An 18,573-nucleotide genomic window follows, 5' to 3' on the forward strand; every position below is an offset into this window, starting at 1 on the left:
AATCTGTGGGGGAATGCGTCTTAGACGGAACGCAGGATCATGGCCACACCCTGACCACCGGCGGCGCACACCGAGATCAGCGCGGTCTGCGGACGGCCTTCTGCCTTGGCGCGGGCGGCGAGTTCCTTGGCGGTGGAGGCCACAATGCGGCCGCCGGTCGCGGCGAACGGGTGTCCTGCGGCCAGCGACGAGCCGTTCACGTTGAGCTTGGACCGGTCCACGGTGCCCACGGGCTCGGACAGGCCCAGGCGGTCGCGGCAGAACTCCTCGGACTCCCACGCGGCCATGATGGCCAGCACGGTGGAGGCAAAGGCCTCGTGGATCTCGATCAGATCCATGTCCTGCAGCGTCAGACCCTGACGGGCCAACAGACGCGGCACGGCGTAGGCGGGGGCCATGAGCAGGCCCTCGTTGCCGCTGACGAAGTCCACCGCGGCGGCCTCGGAGTCGACCACCTCGGCCAAGGGTGTGAGGTGGTGCTCGCTGGCCCAGTCCTCGCTGGTGATCAGCACGGCGGAGGCGCCGTCCGTGAGTGGCGTGGAATTACCGGCGGTCATGGTGGCCTCGCCGGAGAGCTTCTTGCCGAACACGGGGTTCAGGGTCGATAGCTTCTCCACGGTGGAGTCCGCGCGCATGTTGTTATCCTTGGACACGCCCTTGAACGGGGTGACCAGGTCGTCAAAGAAGCCGCGATCGTAGGCGGCCGCCAGGTTCTGGTGCGACGACGCCGCGATCTGGTCCTGGTCCTCGCGGCTCACGCCCCACTGCTGGGTGGTCAGGGCCTGGTGTTCACCCATGCTCAGTCCGGTGCGGGGCTCGCCCGTGGTGGGAGCGGCGGGCACCAAATCGTTGGGGCGCAGGTTCTTGAGCGCCTTGAGCTTCTGAGTGGGGGTCTTGGCGCGCTGCAACTGCAGCAGGGCGCGGCGCAAGCCCTCGCTCACGGCAATTGGGGCGTCCGAGGCGGAGTCCACGCCACCGGCGATACCGGCCTCGATCTGGCCCACGCGGATCTTGTTGGAGATCGTGCTCACGGTTTCCATGCCGGTCGCGCAGGCCATCTGAATGTCGAACGCCGGGGTTGCGGGGTCCAGGGCAGAGCCCAGCACGGCCTCGCGCGTGAGGTTGAAATCCCGGGAGTGCTTGAGCACGGCGCCGCCGGCCACGGCGCCCAGACGTTCGCCCGAGATCCCGGCGCGTGCCACCAGGCCGTCAATGGCTGCGGTGAGCATGTCCTGGTTCGAGGCGTTCGCGTGAGCACCACCCGCGCGAGCGAAGGGAATGCGGTTGCCCGCGACCACCACGGCGCGGCGAAGGGACTGCTGGGCGTTCTGCTGGATGTTGTCCATGAAAGAGCTGCTCCTCGTAGATTGATGTGGTGCGAATCACCTGAAACCCAGAGTAGCTGATACTCTCGGTATCGTGAAACAGGTCTCAGAGAACGTTGATGGTCGGAATTCGCGGTGGCAGCGTCACCGCGCCAAACGACGCATCGAACTGATCACCGCCGCGCGAGACGCGGTGGCCACCCACGGTGCGGGCATTTCCATGGAGGAAATCGCCACCGCGTGCGGCACCTCCAAGTCGGTCTTCTACCGGTATTTCAAAGACAAGTCCGGCGTACAAGCGGCCGTGGGTGAATACTTCGTATCCCGAATGCGAACCCGCATGGTCGCGGCAGCACACGAGGCGGACTCGTTCGCGGCCACGGTGCACGCGTTGGTGAAGGAGTACCTCAAGTCGGTGGAGGCCTCCGCGGATGTCTACCGGTTCGTGGTCACCGCCCCGGCGGATGGGGATTCGGCCATCGAACAGTTCCTGGATTCTGTCTGCCAATTGCTCATGGACCAGCACATTCGCCACCGCGGCGAACAGGCCATGCCCGAGGCGCTGTTGCAGTGCTGGGCAGCGTCCACGGTGGGCATGGTCCGCGGTGCCGGCGAGGCCTGGCTCGCCTTGCCGGACACCGAGGACAAACCGGACCGGCCCGCCATGAGCCAACTCATCACCGACTGGGCCGTTCAGGGCTTACGGCCGGACACATACACCACGCTCTCCGCAGACGAAACCTCTGCTCAGACAACCCCTCAGGAGTCATGATGACTACAACTTCCCGCCCCGAAGCGCACACCTCCACTCAACACATGGCCCGGGTGTCCGAGGACGCCGCGCTGCCTACGCACATCGACGTGGCCGGTCTGGGCGAAGTGCTGTTGGGTCGCTGGCCCGAAGCCCGCAAGGCCGCCCGCGAACGCGCCCTGGATCCGCGGCTGCACAGCAATCACAACCTCACCTTCGAGGATCAGCGCGAACTGACGTTCGAGCAGGTCAAGATCCTGCGCGATGCCGGCACCGCACTAGTGGGTGTGCCCGAGTACTTGGGTGGATCCAACAGCCCGGGAGCCAATGTCTCCGCCTTCGAGGAGCTGGTACTGGCTGACCCTTCCCTGCAGATCAAGTCCGGTGTGCAGTGGGGGCTGTTCGGTTCGGCCGTGCTCAACCTGGGCTCCAAGGAGCACCACCTCGAGTGGCTCCCGGACATCCTGAACCTCAACACTCCCGGTGTGTTCGCGATGACGGAGATCGGTCACGGCTCCGACGTCGCATCCATCGGCACGACCGCCACGTACCTTCCCGAGTCGGACGAGTTCGAGATCCACACCCCGTTCAAGGCTGCCTGGAAGGACTACCTCGGTAACGCGGCTGTCCACGGCAAGGCCGCGGTGGTCTTCGCCCAGCTGATCGTCAAGGGTGTCAACCACGGAGTGCACTGCCTGTACGTGCCCATCCGCAATGACAACGGTGAGTTCCTGCCGGGTGTCGGCGGCGAGGACGACGGCCGCAAGGGTGGACTCAACGGCGTGGACAACGGCCGCCTGCACTTCACCAACGTGCGAGTTCCGCGGTTCAATTTGCTCAACAAGTACGGCGCGGTGGACGAGAACGGCGAGTACTCCTCCCCTATCGTCTCTCCGGGACGCCGCTTCTTCACGATGATCGGCACCCTGGTGCAAGGTCGCGTCTCCTTGGACGGTGCAGCCGTGCTGGCCAATCAGATGGCCCTGAGCATTGCCGTTCGCTACGCCGAGCAGCGCCGCCAGTTCAACACGGACTCTGATATTCGCGAGCAGACACTCTTGGACTACCAGCAGCACCAGCGTCGACTGATCCCCCGCATTGCGGAGACCTACGCGATGATCTTTGCGCACCAGCAACTGTTGGATAAATTCCACGAGGTCTTCTCCGGCGAGGACGACTCGGACGGCAACCGTCAGGACCTGGAAACCCTGGCCGCCGCCTTCAAGTCGATGTCCACGTGGAGTGCCCTGGACACCCTCCAGGAGGCCCGCGAGGCCTGCGGCGGCGCCGGGTTCATGGCCAAGAACCGCATCCCCCAGCTGCGTGCCGACCTGGATATCTACGCGACTTTCGAGGGCGACAACACGGTGCTCCTGCAGCTGGTCGCCAAGCGCCTACTGACCGATTACTCGGACGAGTTCAAGAACGCGGATGTGGGCGTGATGGCTCGCTACGTGGCGGACCGAGCCACCGAGGCGGGATTCAACCGCTCCGGGTTGCGCAAGCTCACACAGGCCTTCACGGACACCGGGGACGCCCGCAAGTCGGTCAACGCCCTGCGCGATCCCGAGGCCCAGCGCGCCCTCCTGATGGACCGCGTCGAAACGATCATCGAGGACGTCGCGGACGAGATGCGCGCAGTGGCACGCAAGTCCAAGAGTGAGAAGGCCGAGGTCTTCAACAACAACCAGCATCGACTGATCGAGGCCGCCCGGTCACACGCTCAGCTGCTGCAGTGGGAAGCCTTCACCGAGGGCCTCGAGAAGATCCAGGACCCCGGCACCAAGCGCGTGCTCACCTGGCTGCGTGATCTGTTCGGACTGCACCTGCTCGAGGAGAACCTGGGCTGGTACCTGGCCTACGGTCGGCTCTCGATGCGCCGCGGCCGCGCGTTGGAAAGCTACGTGAACCGGTTGATCGCCCGTTTGCGTCCGTACGCCCTGCAACTCGTGGACTCCTTCGGTCTCAGCCCCGAGCTGCTGCGCGCCGAAATCGCGGGAACCGTGGAGGAAGAGCGCCAGCAGGAGGCGGACACGTACTTCCGTCGCTTGCGCGCCAGCGGTGACGCCCCCGCCAAGGAGGCCAAGCCGGCCCGCGACCCCAAGGCCGAGACGCGCGGTCACCACGCGTAAGATTCAACCCGAAAACGCCGACGCCGCCCGCGAGACTCTCGCGGGCGGCGTCGGCGTTCAACGTCCTAGCTGATGCGTTTGATGCTGCCGGTGTTGACGCGGGGGTCGTCGGCCTCGAGGACGTCCGCGACGATCAGCGTCACGTTGTCCCGACCACCGGTGCGAAGGGCGGCCTGGAGCAGCACGTCCGCGGCTTCCTTGGGGTGCTGCACCGCGTGCAGGACCCGGGCGATGTGCGCCGGGGACAGCTCCCCGGTGAGACCGTCCGAGCACATGAGCAGTCGCTGACCCGGGCGGGCCGGAATCACGATGATGTCAGGTTCCCACACCTGGCCGGTGCCCAGGGCGCGGGTGATCACGTTGCGTCGCGGGTGCACCAGTGCCTGAGCGGGGGTGAGCTGTCCGATGGACACGAGGTACTGGACCTCGGAGTGATCCACGGTCAACTGGCTCACGCCAACGGGGTGCTCGGGATCGGTGGGTCGCTCGCCCACACCGGGACCCGTGAGTTCATAGGTGCGCGAGTCGCCCACGTTGAAGATCAGCCACAACCAGTGCCCCGCGATTTCCACGAGCCACGCACCGGTGACCGTGGTGCCGGCGCGGGTGCCGCACTGGTCCTGGATGGACTGGTCGGCTTCCCACAGTACTGACCGCAAGCGGTGCACGGCCTCGAGCGACTCGTTGGGGACGTCCGGATCGAGCTTCAGCTGACGGTCGATCGTGGCCCGGAACCGGGACACGTCCAGTCCGGGTTGGGGTTCCACGATCTGGTAGTCCAAGAAGTTCTCGAGCGTGAACAGCTCGGATGAGCCCAGGGTGGAGACGCACAGGGCACTGGCGACCTCGCCGGCCTCGTGACCGCCCATACCGTCCGCGACGGCAACCATGTTGTCGGTGACGACCAGGGCATCCTCATTGGATTCCCGGCGCAGCCCACGATCGGTGACACCGCCCGATCGGATGGCCAGAGAAATGCTCATTCGTCCTCGTCTTCCAGCCGGGGCCCTTGACCCTGGGTAATGGACACCGGTTGCACGTCGCCAAAGCCACGCACGTTCCGGGAAGGTTGCGGGGTCAACACGAAACGGTCGTCGTTCTTCAGCACCGATGCCGTGGACGCATCCACCACCACTCCACCGGGATCGGTGAGCGCAACCAGCCGGGAGGCCAGGTTCACGGTGGGGCCGTAGAGGTCACCCAGTCGCGGCAGCACGCGCCCCCAGACGAAGGCCACTCGGGCCTGCGGAAGCAGCGGGTCGTTCTTGATCAGTCGGGACAGGGCCAATGAGATCTGGGCACCGCCCTGGGGTGTCTCCGACAGGAACATGACCTCGTCGCCGATGGTCTTGATCACGCGTCCGCCACCCATGGAAATGATTTCCGCGCACCGCTTTTCGAAGCGCTGCACCAGATTCGCCAGGGTGCGCTCGTTCATTTGTCGTGACAGGGATGTATAGGAGACCAGGTCAGCGAATCCCACGCCGCGGGCCAGCGGCAGCGACGATCCGCCCACGTCCGAGACGTGTTCACCCAGGCTTTCCGTGGAACCGTCCGCGCGTTCACCGCGCATTGCGAGTCGCTGCACGGCAGCCGAGAGCTGGCGCCGCCAGGAATAGTCGAGCAGCTTCTTGAGCGGGCCCACCATCTCCGGCAGGACATGGAGCAGTTCGCGCCGTGCCTGAGCGTCCGTCATGCCCTGGTGAGCCACCATGTCCTCGACGAGCGCCTCGATCTGCCACACGACCATGCGGTCGGAGAGCTGGGCCACGGAACGGGCCAGGGACAGCGCTGCTTCTTCCGACAGTCGGTCCCGCTGCACGAGGTCTGACACCACGCGCAGGGCCCGGACGTCCTCCTGGGTGAAATACACCTCGTCCTCGCTGAGATTCGGAAATCCCAGCGCTCGCCAGATCTTCCGCGCGGACGCCGTGGACAGTTCCGCGGCATGCGCGGTCTCTCGGCGTTTGAGGTTGCGCTCGGAACCCAGCAGCAGCTGATCGAGGTTCTTCACGGCCGCTTTGGACTCCTCCGACCCGTACAGGTTGGACTGCACCGGGTTGTGGAGATTGAGGTTGATCTGCTCGGTCTGGGGACCGACCACGGGCTGGTCTGGGCGCTCGTTGGGGTCTTCAGCCACGCGGCCCTCCTTGGAAACTGCTGCTCGATGATGTGGTCATGCCAGACCTACTGTAATTGCCAGCGGGCCGTCCGGACTGTTGGACCAGGTCAACCATGGCGTCCGGTTGCGGACACGCCGCCAGTTTGAGGCCACCCAGCGCCCCGAAGTCCGCCATGACCGTTCCCCGGCCCACTCCGCGGGTCAGCATGGCGAACAGTCCCGTGGGCGCTACCACTCGCGCGCCGCGCAGGGCGTCCAACGGCAGGGCCACCACGTTGTCCTTGGCCGGAGGGCCGGTAAGGGCGAGGCGTTGATTGGTCAGCACGAACACGGTGCGCAGCCAGCGCCACGCCGGGAGCAGCACGTAACGGTAGGCCACCCACAGGGCCGCCAGGGTGATGATCCAACCGACCAGCGAGTGCAGGGTGGTCCACGGCGCTTCGTAGGGTCGCCAGGTCAGGTCCAGGAGTCGCTGCAGCGCCGAGTACAGCAGCACGGTGCACCACGCAATCACGGCGGGCCCCACCAGCCGGATGGGGTGCGCACGGGTGGACACGATCGTTTCCTCGCCCTGCCTGAGGACCAGGCGGTTTTTCGGCCTCATGCCCGCTCTCCCGCGGTGATTCGAGCGACGTCGTCGAGTGCGCACTGCTCGGCAGCCGTCCTAGCCGCGCCGGGTGCGGGACGCACGTGGACGACGTCGCCGGCGGACAAGGCGCGCGCCGTTCTTTGATCGCCGCGCACGATCAGCTCGCCCGAGGTTCCCAAACCTTCGGCCACGGCCTGTTCGGGCACGGTGGAACCGGGTAGGTGGAGCGCCACGCGACGACCGAGAGTATCCAGCTCGGATTCCAGGACGGCGCGCATGTCGCCACCCGGACCGAGCGCTGCACCGGGGTCCTGGCTCACCAGGTGATAGCAGCGAGCGAACTCTCGCAAGATCTCGGTGAGCAGCGTCTGGCGGTCGGGCACGGCGGCGTCGTTGCCTGCCTCAAGGCGCAGGGACGTGGCTGTGGGGATCGGGAGGTGACGCTGGCTCACGTTCAGTCCGGCACCCACCACAGCGCTGGGAACGGAACTACCCGGGTGGTTGATCAGTGTGGCCAACACGCCGCACAACTTGCGTGAGTCAACAAGCACGTCATTGGGCCACTTGATCACCGCGGGAACGCGTGCGGTGCCCCGAACCGCACGCGTCACGCTGTGGGCCATCAGCAGCGTGAGCCACGGGACGTATTCCACAGGCCACGGAACACCCGCCGCCGTGCGCGGTGTGCAGGCCACGGAAAAGGTGAGCGCCACGCCCGGGGGTGTGAACCAGTGTCGGTCCAGCCGGCCCTTGCCTGCGCTCTGAAAACCGGTGACGACGGCGCTCAGATCAGTGCCGCCAGTCTGCCTCACCTGGTCGGCGAGCCAGACATTGGTCGATTCGACCTGATCGAGCACGGTCACGGAAGTGAATCCAGAGTCTGTCAGCTCGGCCTGCAGCTGATCAGCGTGGAAATCCGCTGCCGGTTCCAGGGCAGTGGGGTCCATGCGGGCGACTCCTTAGAGGGGACGTGAAGATCGACATTTCTCAGCTTATGTCTACCGCCGCTGTCGGGGCATAAGCTGAACGGGAGTAATCCAACATGACGGCCGGTGAAAGGCAACCATGAGCATTTTTGCAGTGACCTATTCCTACGGTGGCCCGGTGGAGGTTCTCAACGAACACCGACCCGCACACCGCGCCTACCTGGGCGAGCTGGCCCAGCGGGGCAAGGTCATGGGGTCCGGGCCATTCACGGACGACGGCGCTGCGGGAGCCCTGCTCGTGTTCTCGGCCGAAAGCGACCAGGAGGTCCACGCCATTCTGGCCGAGGATCCGTTGGTGGTCCAGGGAGCCGTCACCGAACACACCGTGCGCGAGTGGAGCATCAACACCGGCGCTTGGGCATGATCCCCTGGGAATGATCACGTGAAAGAACCCGTCACGGGATTGTGGGACCCCTACAAAGGCATGGGCCACCCCGCAGAATAAACTTGTGACGTCCTGAACCTGGGACACCGGTACTCCCACCCTTGTACCGGACCGAGACAACGCGAGGTGCCATGAGCCACGACCTGACCACCACCGCAGGCAAGATCGCCGATTTCCGCGAGCGCCGTGAGAAGTCCGAGCGGCCCGCTGGCGACGCGGCGGTCGAGAAGCAGCACTCGCGCGGTAAGAACACCGCCCGTGAGCGCATCGAGATGCTGCTGGACCTGGACTCCTTCGTCGAGTTCGATGCCATGGCCGTGCACCACAGCACCATGTTCGGCATGGAGAAGAAGAAGCTGCTGGGTGACGGCGTGGTGACCGGTTACGGCACCGTGGACGGACGTTTGGTTGCCGTGTACTCCCAGGACTTCGGCGTGTTCGGCGGTTCGCTGTCCCAGGTCAACGGCGAAAAGATCGTCAAGGTCCAGAAGTTCGCTCTGCGTAACGGTTGCCCCGTGATCGGCATCAACGACGGCGGTGGCGCTCGCATTCAGGAGGGCGTGGCTTCCCTGGCGATGTTCGCGGACATCTTCCGCATGAACGTGCGTTCCTCGGGTGTGGTTCCCCAGATCTCGCTGATCATGGGCCCGTGCGCCGGCGGTGCCGCGTACTCCCCCGCCCTGACGGACTTCGTGGTCATGGTGGACAAGACCTCCCACATGTTCATCACCGGCCCGGACGTGATCAAGACCGTCACCGGTGAAGAAGTGGACATGGAAACCCTGGGTGGTGCCCGCTCCCACAACGAGCGCACCGGCACCGCGGCCTACCTGGCGGCCGATGAGCAGGATGCCTTCGACTTCGTGCACGAGCTGCTCGAGTACCTGCCGGGCAACAACCTGCAGGACTCCCCGCGCATGGAGCACGATCAAATCTTGGAGATCGACGACGAGGATCTGGAGCTGGACACGCTCATTCCGGATTCGGCCAATCAGCCCTACGACATGCGCACCGTGATCGAGACCGTGGTGGACGACGGTCACTTCATGCAGATTCAGGAGCTCTACGCCCCCAACGTGATGGTCGGTTACGGTCGCGTGGAGGGTCAGACGGTGGGCATCGTGGCCAACCAGCCGATGCAATTCGCCGGCACCCTGGACATCGCAGCGTCGGAGAAGGCCGCGCGTTTCGTGCGCCACTGCGATGCCTTCAACATTCCGATTCTGACCTTCGTGGACGTCCCCGGCTTCCTGCCCGGCACGGACCAGGAATTCAACGGCATCATTCGCCGCGGCGCCAAGTTGCTATACGCGTATGCCGAAGCGACCGTTCCCATGGTCACGCTGATCACCCGCAAGGCCTACGGTGGCGCGTACATCGTGATGGGGTCCAAGAAGTTGGGCGCGGACATCAATCTGGCGTGGCCCACCGCTCAGATCGGCGTGATGGGCGCTCAGGGTGCGGTGGAGATTCTCTACCGTCGTGATCTCAAGGCCGCCGCAGAGAACGGCGAGGACACCGCCGAGTTGCGTGCCGAGCTCGCCCAGAAGTTCGAGGAAGATCTGCTGAACCCCTACCAGGCCGCCGAGCTCGGTTTCGTGGATTCGGTCATCATTCCCTCCGAGACCCGCACGCAAATCATTAAGGCGTTGCGCGGCCTGGCCGATAAGCGTGCCTCGATGCCCGCCAAGAAGCACGGGAACATTCCGCTGTGACCGCCCGCGACAAGGCACACGAGGCGGTGTCCCGGTTGGATTCCGTGGACGCAGACGACAAGCGCGAGCCACTGTTCACGGTCACACGTGGCAACCCCACGGCCGAGGAACTCGCGGCGCTCACCGCGGTGTTCATGGCCCACGACGCCGCCGCGGACGATTCACACGCCGCTCCCGTGCGCGTGCCGAGGGTGCAATCCCGCCGTATGCGCCTGGGCATGAAGCTGCGCCCGGGGTGGGGCGCGTGGCGTCGCACACGGCCGGAAAGCTAACCCCGGTTTCCATGAATTCCGCAGCATAATGGTGGGCGTGAATGTCATTGTCGCGAGCGTGCTGTGGAGTCTGTCCCTCTTATTGATCGCCAGCGGTGTGGCCAAATTGCTCACCAGCAAAACTGATGAGAGTGCCCTGAACGTCTTGGCGTTGCCCGCCATGGTGAATACGCGGGCCGTGCGCACCGCGCTCCCCTGGGTGGAAATCCTCCTGGCTCTGACGCTCATCTTGAGTTCGGGAATCGTGTTGTGGGCGGCCACAGCCGCGGCCGTGGTGCTGTTCGTGGCGTTCACGGTGTTCGTGGGCATCGGTGTGCGCCAGGGTGATCCTGCATCCTGTGGATGCTTTGGTTCGCTGTCCCGCGCACCCATGTCCTGGCGCACCGTGGTGCGCAATCTGGTGTTCGTAGCCCTGGCTGCCTTTGCCTTCATCGTCACGAGTACCGGTTCTTACCAGGGTCCCGCGTTGCCCGTGCCGTGGTGGACCGTGGTCGCGGCGGCTGTCCCCTTGCTGGTCCTCGGCGTGATCGTGTGGACGGAACGCGGCCACGCCAGCCCTCGCGGGTTGAGCGCGGGTCGGCTGAGCAACGTTCCATCCCTCCCCGAGCACCTCGATCCTCAGCGTGCCACCTCTCAGCCCGTCGCATCCGGCACCGACGGCATGACTCACCCCGATGACGAAATTGGCGACGCCGATGACTACGTCCGGCTGCCCGTTCCTTTCGTCTCGGCCGTCGACAGTGACGGTCAGCGCGTGTCCATGCGGACCATGGCACAGACACAGGCGCGGGCACTCTTCTACGTGAGCCCCGGTTGTGGTCCGTGCATCACGGTCATGGAGCGGCTCCAAGAACTTCCCGCGACGTTGGGACCGGTGGCCATTCACACGATCGTGGCCCACGACAGCTCACTCCACGAACTGCCGGAGTCGTTGCGAGCCAACGCCCTGGTGGATCCGGACCGTTCCCTGGCCAGTTCATTCGGCATGGTTTCCAACCCGTGGGCCGTGGTCCTGGGCACAGACGGCTTGCTGGCGGGCGGACCCGAAGCGGGCAGCGGTGCCGTGACCCAGTTGTTGGACGAGCTCGTGGAGCGTTTCGAAACGGCTCCCCGCGCGTGACAACCAGCGCCTCGACGCTCAACCACGAGTCGTCGAGTAGAGACGAGCACGGCACGTTCAAGGCACTGCTGGTCGTGGCGGGCGGCGTGGTCGCTGCGCTGCACGTCTGGAAACTCTCTCCAGCGCTGGGCACGCTGTCCGAGCAGCTGAACATGAGCCTGGGTCAGGCCGGAGTGCTCGTGGCGGTGATTCAGGTGGCCGGCATGATGCTGGGCATGATCGTGGGTCTGTTCAACGACTCGATCGGGCTGCGCCGGGGCTGTCTGTGGGGTTTCGGCTTCCTGGCGGTCGGCTCGGTGCTGGGTGCTATGGCGCGCGGCCCGGGCTGCTGCTGGCCTCTCGCGTCCTGGAGGGCGTGGGTTTCTGGGTGGTCTGCGTGGCCTCACCCGCGCTGATTCGCAGGCTCGTACCCCCGCGCCGGTTGGCCCCGATCGTGGGACTGTGGGGTTGCTTCTTCCCCGTGGCCGCCGCCATTTCTCAGCTCACGGGCGGTTTCCTCGTGGACACGATCGGCTGGCGTGCCTGGTGGTTGGGCGCCGCAGCACTCGCCGTGGCCGTGGGCGTGGCCATGGCCGCGGTCATTCCGCCTGACGCGAGCACCGCGCCGCGGCGAGGCAACGACGGCGGGCCGCGAGCGGCGTCGTCATCGGTGGCCGCGACCTCGACGACGGATACGCTACCGCCGGCCGCGCGCTCGGTGGGTGTTCGAGCGAAGGCAACGCTGAGCACGGGACCCCTGTGGGCTGCCGCCCTGGTCATGGGTTGTTATACGGCGCAATGGAATGGCGTGATCCTGTTCCTCCCCACGATCTATGCGGAGGCCGGAATTGCGGCGGGGGCCGCCGGTGCATTGAGTGCCGGAGCCGCGGCATGTAATGCCCTGGGCAATCTGAGCGCCGGGCAGGCACTGGGCCGAGGGGTCAAGCCCGTGACCCTGTGGACCATTGGATTCGTCACCATGGCCGTGTGCGCGGTGATTGCAGTCGGGATCGCTCCCCTGATCGCCGAGGAATGGCGCTTCGGACTGCGCTACGGAGCGGTGATCGGGTTCTCTGCGGTGGGCGGCCTGATCCCGTCGACCGCTATCTCGCAACAAATGGCGCTGGCTCCCGCGCCGGACACCGTGAGCACCAGTTTGGGTCTAGGCCAGCAGTTCAATGCGCTGGGTCAGTTCGCTGGTCCGGTGGCCGTGGCATTCCTGGTCCAGAACGCGGGCGGTTGGCACGCGACGTGGTGGGTCACCGTGAGCTTCGCGGTGGTCGGATTGCTCGCGAGTTGGTGGTTGGGGTTCGCGCACCGCACCGGTCCCACCTTGTCATCTGGCCGAGGGTGACTAATGTGGCTTCTCGTGATCGAGAACCAATCCACTGACCGTTCAACCGCCGCATTCCCCCCACTAGGCACTGTTCACCGGCCCGTAACCCCGGTGGACGAGCTGGCCAACCAGTTCTTCGACCGCTCGATGCGACTGGATCCCCTGGCGGCCACGTTGAACGGACTGGTCGGTTACGGTCCCGGCTACCCGGACTACGGCCCCCAGGGCCGCACCGATCGCGCGCACTTGCGCACGGAGACGCTGAGCGCCTTGGAGACGGCACAGCCCCGCGACGATGTGGATCGTGTGACGATTCACGCCCTGCGTCATCGGTTGCAGCTGGAATCAGACCTGTACTCCGCCGATCTGGACGTCGCTCCGGTCAACAACATCGCGTCCCCGGTGCAGTGGGTGCGCGAAATCTTCGACAACATGCCCACTGCCACGCCTGAGGACTGGCAGCAGGTCGTCGAGCGGTTGCGACACGTGCCTCGTGCGTTGGAGAGCTACACGGAGGGGCTGCGGGAAGCGGCCTCGCTCGGGAAGTTGGCCTCGATGACCCAGATCCGGGAGGCCGGTGCTCAGGCGGAGGCGTACTCGGAACTCAAGGGCCCGCTGGGATCGTTGTTGACCCACGACTCGGTGCCCGTCTCGCTCAGAGAACCCTTGGAAGACGCCGTCACCGACGCCCGCCAGGCCTATTCGAGCCTGGTGCGTTCGTTCCACGAAGACTTCGCCGCGACCGCACGGGACACAGATGCCGTCGGCGAGGACGCCTACCGACTCCACCTCCAGTCCTTCCTGGGTGCCAAGCTCGAACCCCGCGAGGTCTATGAGTGGGGCATTGAACAGTTAAGACTGCTGGATGAGGAACAGCGACTCGTGGCGCATCAGATCTCCCCCGGTGTCTCCATCCGCGAGTCCATGAAGCTCCTCAACGAGGACCCCGCCCGCCGACTGAACTCCACCGAGGAGTTGCAGCACTGGATGCAAGACCTCTCCGATCAGGCAGTCTCCGAGTTGTCCAAGGACCATTTCGAGTTCACGGATGCCATGCGCAACCTGGAGTGCATGATCGCGCCCACCCAGGACGGCGGCATCTACTACACCCCGCCCAGCAGCGACTTCTCCCGCCCCGGCCGCATGTGGTGGTCCGTGCCCGAGGGCACCTCACGGCACGCGACGTGGGAGGAAACGACCACGGTCTACCACGAGGGCGTCCCCGGGCATCACCTCCAGTTCGCCACCGCACTGGCCAACGCCGGTGAGCTCAACGCCTGGCGCCGCATGGGCATCTGGGTTTCCGGGCACGGCGAGGGATGGGCCCTGTACGCCGAGCGCCTCATGGCGGAGCTGGGCTACTTGGACGATCCCGGCGACCGCATGGGCATGCTTGATTCGCAGCGGTTGCGCACCGTCCGCGTGATCTTCGACGTCGGATTCCACTGTGGCTACACCGTGCCCGCGGAACTCGGCGAGATGCTCGGTGGGGCTCGTGCCGGTGAGATCTGGTCCCCGCAGGACGGCTGGGACTTCTTGTCCCACAACGTGATCATGGACCCGGCCGTGCTGCGCTTCGAATGGCTGCGCTACATGGGCTGGCCGGGCCAGGCGCCGTCGTACAAGCTGGGCCAGGAACTGTGGCTGGACCTGCGCAAGCAGGTCAAAGCGCGCGAAGGTGACCAATTCGATCTCAAGCACTTCCACAGCCGTGCGCTGCGGCTCGGTTCGGTGGGATTGGACACACTGGCCCACGCCATGACGCTCTAGTTCCGCGAGTTCTCGCGGGCCTTGGCCACCGCGAGGCCGACGACGCCGCCCGGCACGTAACATTTCGTCACATCGTAGGTGCGCTTTATGATTCCGCGGCCTACCCTGGCTCACATGAATTCCGCAGAAAATACCCGGCGTCTACCGAAATGGATGACCTCCTTCGGTTGGCAGATCCTGATCGCCCTGATCCTGGGTGTTCTCCTGGGCTCCCTGGCCACCGCCATGGGTGGCGATCCCGAAGAGAACCCCAACTGGTTGATGATCGTGCTGGACACCATTGGTTCCAGCTACGTCACGCTGTTGAAGGCCGCGGTGGTACCGCTGGTGGTCACGGCCGTGATCGCCTCGATCGCCAACCTCCGCGATGTCTCCAACGCCGCCCGCCTGGCATGGAAGACACTGGTGTGGTTCGCGATCACCGCACTGATTGCCGTGCTCATCGGCATGGTGCTGGGTGTTGTGATCCAGCCCGGTGTGGGCACGGGTCAAGCGCAACCCGGTGAGTACACGGGTACCGAGGGTTCCTGGCTGGGCTTCCTCAAGGGCATCATCCCGGTGAACTTCCTGGGCTTGGAAGCCACCTCCAAGATGCCGGATGCGGAAACCGTGACCACCGCACTGAACTTCAACGTGCTGCAGATCCTGGTGATCTCCGCCGTGGTGGGTATCGCCGCGCTCAAGGTCGGCAAGGCCGCCGAGCCGTTCCTGACGTTCATGCAGTCCGGCCTGGCCATCATGCAGAAGATCGTGTGGTGGATCATTCGCCTGGCCCCGTTGGGAACTCTGGGTCTGATCGGCCGCGCGGTGTTCGAGTACGGCTGGACCTCCATGGGCACCCTGGTCAGTTTTGTGATCACCGTGTACGTGGGTCTGCTGTTGGTGGGCTTCGTGGTGTACCCGATCTTGATCAAGCTCAACGGGCTGTCCATCAAGCAGTTCTTCTCCGGTGTGTGGCCGGCCATGCAGTTGGGCTTCGTGTCCCGTTCGTCACTGGGCACCATGCCGCTGACCCAGCGGGTGACCGAGCGGAACCTGGGTGTCCCCAAGCACTACGCGTCCTTCGCGATCCCCCTGGGCGCCACGACCAAGATGGACGGTTGCGCCGCGATCTACCCCGCCATTGCCGCGATCTTCGTGGCCCAGTTCTACGGTGTTCCCCTGACGCCCATGCACTTCGTATTGATCGCCCTGGTGTCCGTGCTCGGCTCCGCCGCGACCGCGGGCACCACGGGTGCGACCGTGATGCTGACCTTGACACTGTCGACCCTGGGCCTCCCGCTCGAGGGCGTCGGACTGCTCCTGGCCGTGGACCCGATCCTGGACATGGGCCGCACCGCACTCAACGTCACGGGACAGGCACTCGTGGCCGCGATCGTATCCAAGCGAGAGGGCATCATCGACATGGACCTCTATAACGCGCAGCGTTCCGGCGAGCCGTTCTCGGACGAGGACAGCCACGGTGAGCTCACACCGCAGGACGCGCGGACCGGAACCGGCGAGGGCTCACACGCCCACGCGCCGTCGGGCCCGAATGACGGGCAACGCGTGGATTGAACCACGTCCTGAAACCGCCTTTGCGTCGCTGACAAGGAGCGGCACGGGTGACCCCGTGCCGCTCCTTGTCTGTCCGGACAGAACCATTAGACTGTGAGCTACATCACCACAATGACCTAGGAGATTCACACCATGACGGTCTACCAACAACCCGGTAAAGACGGCGCCAAGGTCACGTTCAAGCCCCGCTACGAGCACTTCATCGGCGGCGATTGGGTCGCGCCCGTGAAGGGTCAGTATTTCGAAGACATCACGCCCATCACGGGTCAGCCGTTCACCGAGGTGGGTCGCGGCACGGCCGAAGACATCGAGGCCGCGCTGGACGCCGCCTGGGCCGCAGCGCCGTCGTGGAATGCCACGTCTCCGGCCGAACGTGCGCTCATGCTGAACAAAATCGCGGACCGCATGGAGGAGAACCTCGAAGCCATTGCCGTCGCGGAGACGTGGGACAACGGCAAGCCGGTGCGCGAGAGCCTCAACGCGGACATTCCGCTCGCGATCGACCACTTCCGCTATTTCGCGGGCGCTATCCGCGCGCAAGAGGGACACCTCTCCCAGCTGGACGTGGACACGGTGGCGTACCACTACCACGAGCCTCTGGGCGTGGTCGGTCAGATCATTCCCTGGAATTTCCCGATCCTGATGGCCGTGTGGAAGCTCGCCCCGGCACTCGCGGCCGGCAACTGCGTGGTGCTCAAGCCCGCCGAGCAGACCCCGGCGTCCATCCTGGTGCTCATGGACCTCATCAAGGATCTGATCCCGGACGGTGTGGTCAACATCGTCAACGGCTTTGGCGTGGAGTGCGGTAAGCCTCTGGCCTCCAATAAGCGCATCCGCAAGATCGCATTCACCGGTGAAACCACCACGGGCCGCCTGATCATGCAGTACGCGTCCGAGAACATCATTCCGGTGACCCTGGAGTTGGGCGGCAAGTCCCCCAACATCTTCTTCGAGGACGTTGCCGCTGCGAAGGACGGGTTCTACGACAAGGCCCTGGAGGGCTTTGCGTTCTTCGCGCTCAATCAGGGTGAGGTCTGCACGTGCCCGTCCCGTGCGCTGATCCAGGAGTCGATCTACGACCAGTTCCTGGCGGACGGCATCGACCGCGTGTCCAGGATCAAGGCGGGCAATCCGCTGGACACGGACACCATGATCGGCGCGCAGGCTTCGACCGACCAGCTGGAGAAGATCCTCTCCTACCTGGACATCGGCAAGAAGGAGGGCGCCAAGGTGCTGATCGGCGGCGAGCGTGCCGAGCTCGACGGCGATCTGGGCGGCGGTTTCTACGTCCAGCCCACCGTGTTCGAGGGCACCAACGACATGCGCATCTTCCAGGAGGAAATCTTCGGACCGGTGCTGTCGGTGGCCAAGTTCAGCGACTACGACCAGGCGATCAGCGTTGCCAATGACACGCTGTACGGACTGGGCGCCGGCGTGTGGGCGCGTAGCGGCAACATCGCCTACCGCGCGGGCCGTGCCATTCAGGCGGGTCGCGTGTGGGTGAACCAGTACCACAGCTATCCGGCACACTCTGCGTTCGGTGGTTACAAGTCCTCGGGCATCGGCCGCGAGAACCACCTGATGATGTTGGACCACTACCAGCAGACCAAGAACCTGCTCGTGTCCTACACCGAGACCCCGCAGGGCTTCTTCTAAACCCTGAGCGAAAGGTAGTGAGGTGCCATGAGCGCACAACCTTTTGAACCGCAAGACCTGGGCGGTCTTGAGTACCACGTGGTGCTCGAGACCGCCCCGGTGGTGCCCGGCGACACCACCTCTCGGGTGGGCTTCACCGGGCCCGCCGTAGCCTTGCTGCAGGAACTATGGGACCAACACGGACCGCTCATGTTCCACCAATCGGGCGGCTGCTGCGACGGTTCATCCCCCATGTGCTTTCCCGCCGGAGAATTCCGAACGGGAGCTGCGGATGCGCTGCTGGGGGTTGCCCAGTTGCCGTCTCCGTGCGGTGGGGAGCTGGGCCCTTTGGAGTTCTGGATCTCGACCGAACAATTCGAGGTGTGGCGTCACACGCGCTTGATCATCGATGCGATTCCGGGTCGGGGCGGGGGGTTTTCCCTGGAAGCGCCCACGGGCAAAAGGTTTCTCACGCGCAGCGAACTCTGCATCGTGCCGCCGGTCGAGTCAGGCCCGTAAGAACGCAACACGCACCCTGTAGGTCAACAACCGCGAGGCCACCTTTCACCCGCCGGCCCTGGGTCATCCACGCGCTTCATGAGAAGTTCATGCGGGAGCACGCGGGGATTACTTTGTGTCCCCTGATACATCACGCCAGCCTTGCACGACTGGCCACGGTATTCTCCGCATGCTCCCACATCCCCCGTGAACCGGCGGTGTAGGCCTGGTTTCGCCTCCCCGGGAATGAAACATCAACCACCGCCGGGTGACCCCGAGGGAGGACGCCAAGTGCGCACTCAATCCGTCATCGCTGGGGTTACTCAAAAGTAACCTATTAGCCGTGACGTGTCAATGATGTCAACAGAAAATAGTTGACAAGGATTTCCGGACGGATCTGG

Annotated in this window: 17 protein-coding genes; 12 read left to right on the forward strand and 5 right to left on the reverse strand. The window is 65.0% G+C overall.

Translation table 11 applies throughout. The features are described from left to right. Nucleotides 1-20: 20 nt before the first annotated feature. Nucleotides 21-1,346 (reverse strand): acetyl-CoA C-acetyltransferase, encoded by a 1,326-nt coding sequence (locus CKW39_RS03430; protein ID WP_095796768.1) that lies wholly within the window; start codon nt 1,344-1,346, stop codon nt 21-23. Nucleotides 1,347-1,419: 73 nt separating this feature from the next. On the opposite strand from CKW39_RS03430, the gene CKW39_RS03435 reads away from it, so the two are divergent. Continuing rightward, complete coding sequence (locus CKW39_RS03435; RefSeq protein ID WP_238663348.1) at nt 1,420-2,097, forward strand: TetR/AcrR family transcriptional regulator; 678 nt, start codon at nt 1,420-1,422, stop codon at nt 2,095-2,097. Then, a complete protein-coding gene (locus CKW39_RS03440; RefSeq protein WP_095796770.1) occupies nt 2,094-4,208 on the forward strand; it encodes an acyl-CoA dehydrogenase in 2,115 nt (704 codons plus the stop codon). The genes CKW39_RS03435 and CKW39_RS03440 overlap by 4 nt, the downstream gene beginning before the upstream one ends. A 65-nt stretch (nt 4,209-4,273) precedes the next feature. On the opposite strand, the gene CKW39_RS03445 is transcribed toward CKW39_RS03440, so the two are convergent. The 4 genes from CKW39_RS03445 to CKW39_RS03460 are packed head-to-tail and all read right to left on the reverse strand — an operon-like array spanning nt 4,274 to nt 7,866. Continuing rightward, entirely contained in the window at nt 4,274-5,191 is a 918-nt protein-coding gene (locus CKW39_RS03445) for a PP2C family serine/threonine-protein phosphatase (protein WP_095796771.1), read from the reverse strand. Next, nucleotides 5,188-6,348: an adenylate/guanylate cyclase domain-containing protein gene (locus tag CKW39_RS03450; RefSeq protein WP_095796772.1), complete on the reverse strand. Its 1,161-nt coding sequence runs from the start codon at nt 6,346-6,348 to the stop codon at nt 5,188-5,190. Before CKW39_RS03450 ends, CKW39_RS03445 begins: the two co-directional genes overlap by 4 nt. After that, nucleotides 6,341-6,934, reverse strand: coding sequence for a hypothetical protein (locus tag CKW39_RS03455; RefSeq protein WP_095796773.1), 594 nt, complete (start codon nt 6,932-6,934; stop codon nt 6,341-6,343). Before CKW39_RS03455 ends, CKW39_RS03450 begins: the two co-directional genes overlap by 8 nt. Further along, nucleotides 6,931-7,866 (reverse strand): biotin--[acetyl-CoA-carboxylase] ligase, encoded by a 936-nt coding sequence (locus CKW39_RS03460; RefSeq protein ID WP_095796774.1) that lies wholly within the window; start codon nt 7,864-7,866, stop codon nt 6,931-6,933. The genes CKW39_RS03455 and CKW39_RS03460 overlap by 4 nt, the downstream gene beginning before the upstream one ends. A gap of 118 nt (nt 7,867-7,984) precedes the next feature. Here CKW39_RS03460 and CKW39_RS03465 point away from each other — a divergent pair, with 118 nt between their 5' ends. The 10 genes from CKW39_RS03465 to CKW39_RS03505 all read left to right on the forward strand — a co-directional run bounded on the left by CKW39_RS03465 (nt 7,985) and on the right by CKW39_RS03505 (nt 18,193). Next, on the forward strand, nt 7,985-8,269 hold the full coding sequence (locus CKW39_RS03465; protein WP_095796775.1) for a YciI family protein: 285 nt from the start codon (nt 7,985-7,987) through the stop codon (nt 8,267-8,269). Between the two features lie 152 nt (nt 8,270-8,421). Continuing rightward, nucleotides 8,422-10,005, forward strand: a complete 1,584-nt coding sequence (locus tag CKW39_RS03470; protein WP_095796776.1) for an acyl-CoA carboxylase subunit beta — start codon at nt 8,422-8,424, stop codon at nt 10,003-10,005. Beyond that, nucleotides 10,002-10,277, forward strand: coding sequence for an acyl-CoA carboxylase subunit epsilon (locus CKW39_RS03475; protein WP_095796777.1), 276 nt, complete (start codon nt 10,002-10,004; stop codon nt 10,275-10,277). Before CKW39_RS03470 ends, CKW39_RS03475 begins: the two co-directional genes overlap by 4 nt. Nucleotides 10,278-10,314: 37 nt before the next feature. Further along, nucleotides 10,315-11,397 carry a MauE/DoxX family redox-associated membrane protein gene (locus tag CKW39_RS03480; RefSeq protein ID WP_158222901.1) on the forward strand — a complete coding sequence of 361 codons (1,083 nt, stop codon included), beginning with the start codon at nt 10,315-10,317 and terminating at the stop codon, nt 11,395-11,397. Further along, on the forward strand, nt 11,394-11,792 hold the full coding sequence (locus CKW39_RS15240; RefSeq protein WP_143469926.1) for an MFS transporter: 399 nt from the start codon (nt 11,394-11,396) through the stop codon (nt 11,790-11,792). The genes CKW39_RS03480 and CKW39_RS15240 overlap by 4 nt, the downstream gene beginning before the upstream one ends. Next, nucleotides 11,774-12,730: an MFS transporter gene (locus CKW39_RS03485; RefSeq protein ID WP_254049255.1), complete on the forward strand. Its 957-nt coding sequence runs from the start codon at nt 11,774-11,776 to the stop codon at nt 12,728-12,730. Before CKW39_RS15240 ends, CKW39_RS03485 begins: the two co-directional genes overlap by 19 nt. 15 nt (nt 12,731-12,745) lie before the next feature. Then, entirely contained in the window at nt 12,746-14,482 is a 1,737-nt protein-coding gene (locus CKW39_RS03490) for a DUF885 domain-containing protein (protein ID WP_254049256.1), read from the forward strand. Between the two features lie 114 nt (nt 14,483-14,596). Further along, nucleotides 14,597-16,039 carry a dicarboxylate/amino acid:cation symporter gene (locus CKW39_RS03495; RefSeq protein WP_095796780.1) on the forward strand — a complete coding sequence of 481 codons (1,443 nt, stop codon included), beginning with the start codon at nt 14,597-14,599 and terminating at the stop codon, nt 16,037-16,039. Nucleotides 16,040-16,171: 132 nt separating this feature from the next. Continuing rightward, on the forward strand, nt 16,172-17,695 hold the full coding sequence (locus CKW39_RS03500) for an aldehyde dehydrogenase family protein (protein ID WP_095796781.1): 1,524 nt from the start codon (nt 16,172-16,174) through the stop codon (nt 17,693-17,695). A gap of 27 nt (nt 17,696-17,722) precedes the next feature. Then, nucleotides 17,723-18,193: a DUF779 domain-containing protein gene (locus CKW39_RS03505; protein ID WP_095796782.1), complete on the forward strand. Its 471-nt coding sequence runs from the start codon at nt 17,723-17,725 to the stop codon at nt 18,191-18,193. Nucleotides 18,194-18,573: the final 380 nt, after the last annotated feature.

The organism is Kocuria sp. WRN011, assembly GCF_002295155.1.
Lineage (GTDB): Bacteria > Actinomycetota > Actinomycetes > Actinomycetales > Micrococcaceae > Kocuria > Kocuria carniphila.

Coding starts and splice junctions, on each gene's coding strand:
- CKW39_RS03430 (WP_095796768.1), bottom strand. CDS start 1,346: ATGGACAACATCCAGCAGAACGCCCAGCAGTCCCTTCGCCGCGCCGTG.
- CKW39_RS03440 (WP_095796770.1), top strand. CDS start 2,094: ATGATGACTACAACTTCCCGCCCCGAAGCGCACACCTCCACTCAACAC.
- CKW39_RS03445 (WP_095796771.1), bottom strand. CDS start 5,191: ATGAGCATTTCTCTGGCCATCCGATCGGGCGGTGTCACCGATCGTGGG.
- CKW39_RS03455 (WP_095796773.1), bottom strand. CDS start 6,934: ATGAGGCCGAAAAACCGCCTGGTCCTCAGGCAGGGCGAGGAAACGATC.
- CKW39_RS03460 (WP_095796774.1), bottom strand. CDS start 7,866: ATGGACCCCACTGCCCTGGAACCGGCAGCGGATTTCCACGCTGATCAG.
- CKW39_RS03465 (WP_095796775.1), top strand. CDS start 7,985: ATGAGCATTTTTGCAGTGACCTATTCCTACGGTGGCCCGGTGGAGGTT.
- CKW39_RS03470 (WP_095796776.1), top strand. CDS start 8,422: ATGAGCCACGACCTGACCACCACCGCAGGCAAGATCGCCGATTTCCGC.
- CKW39_RS03495 (WP_095796780.1), top strand. CDS start 14,597: ATGAATTCCGCAGAAAATACCCGGCGTCTACCGAAATGGATGACCTCC.
- CKW39_RS03500 (WP_095796781.1), top strand. CDS start 16,172: ATGACGGTCTACCAACAACCCGGTAAAGACGGCGCCAAGGTCACGTTC.
- CKW39_RS03505 (WP_095796782.1), top strand. CDS start 17,723: ATGAGCGCACAACCTTTTGAACCGCAAGACCTGGGCGGTCTTGAGTAC.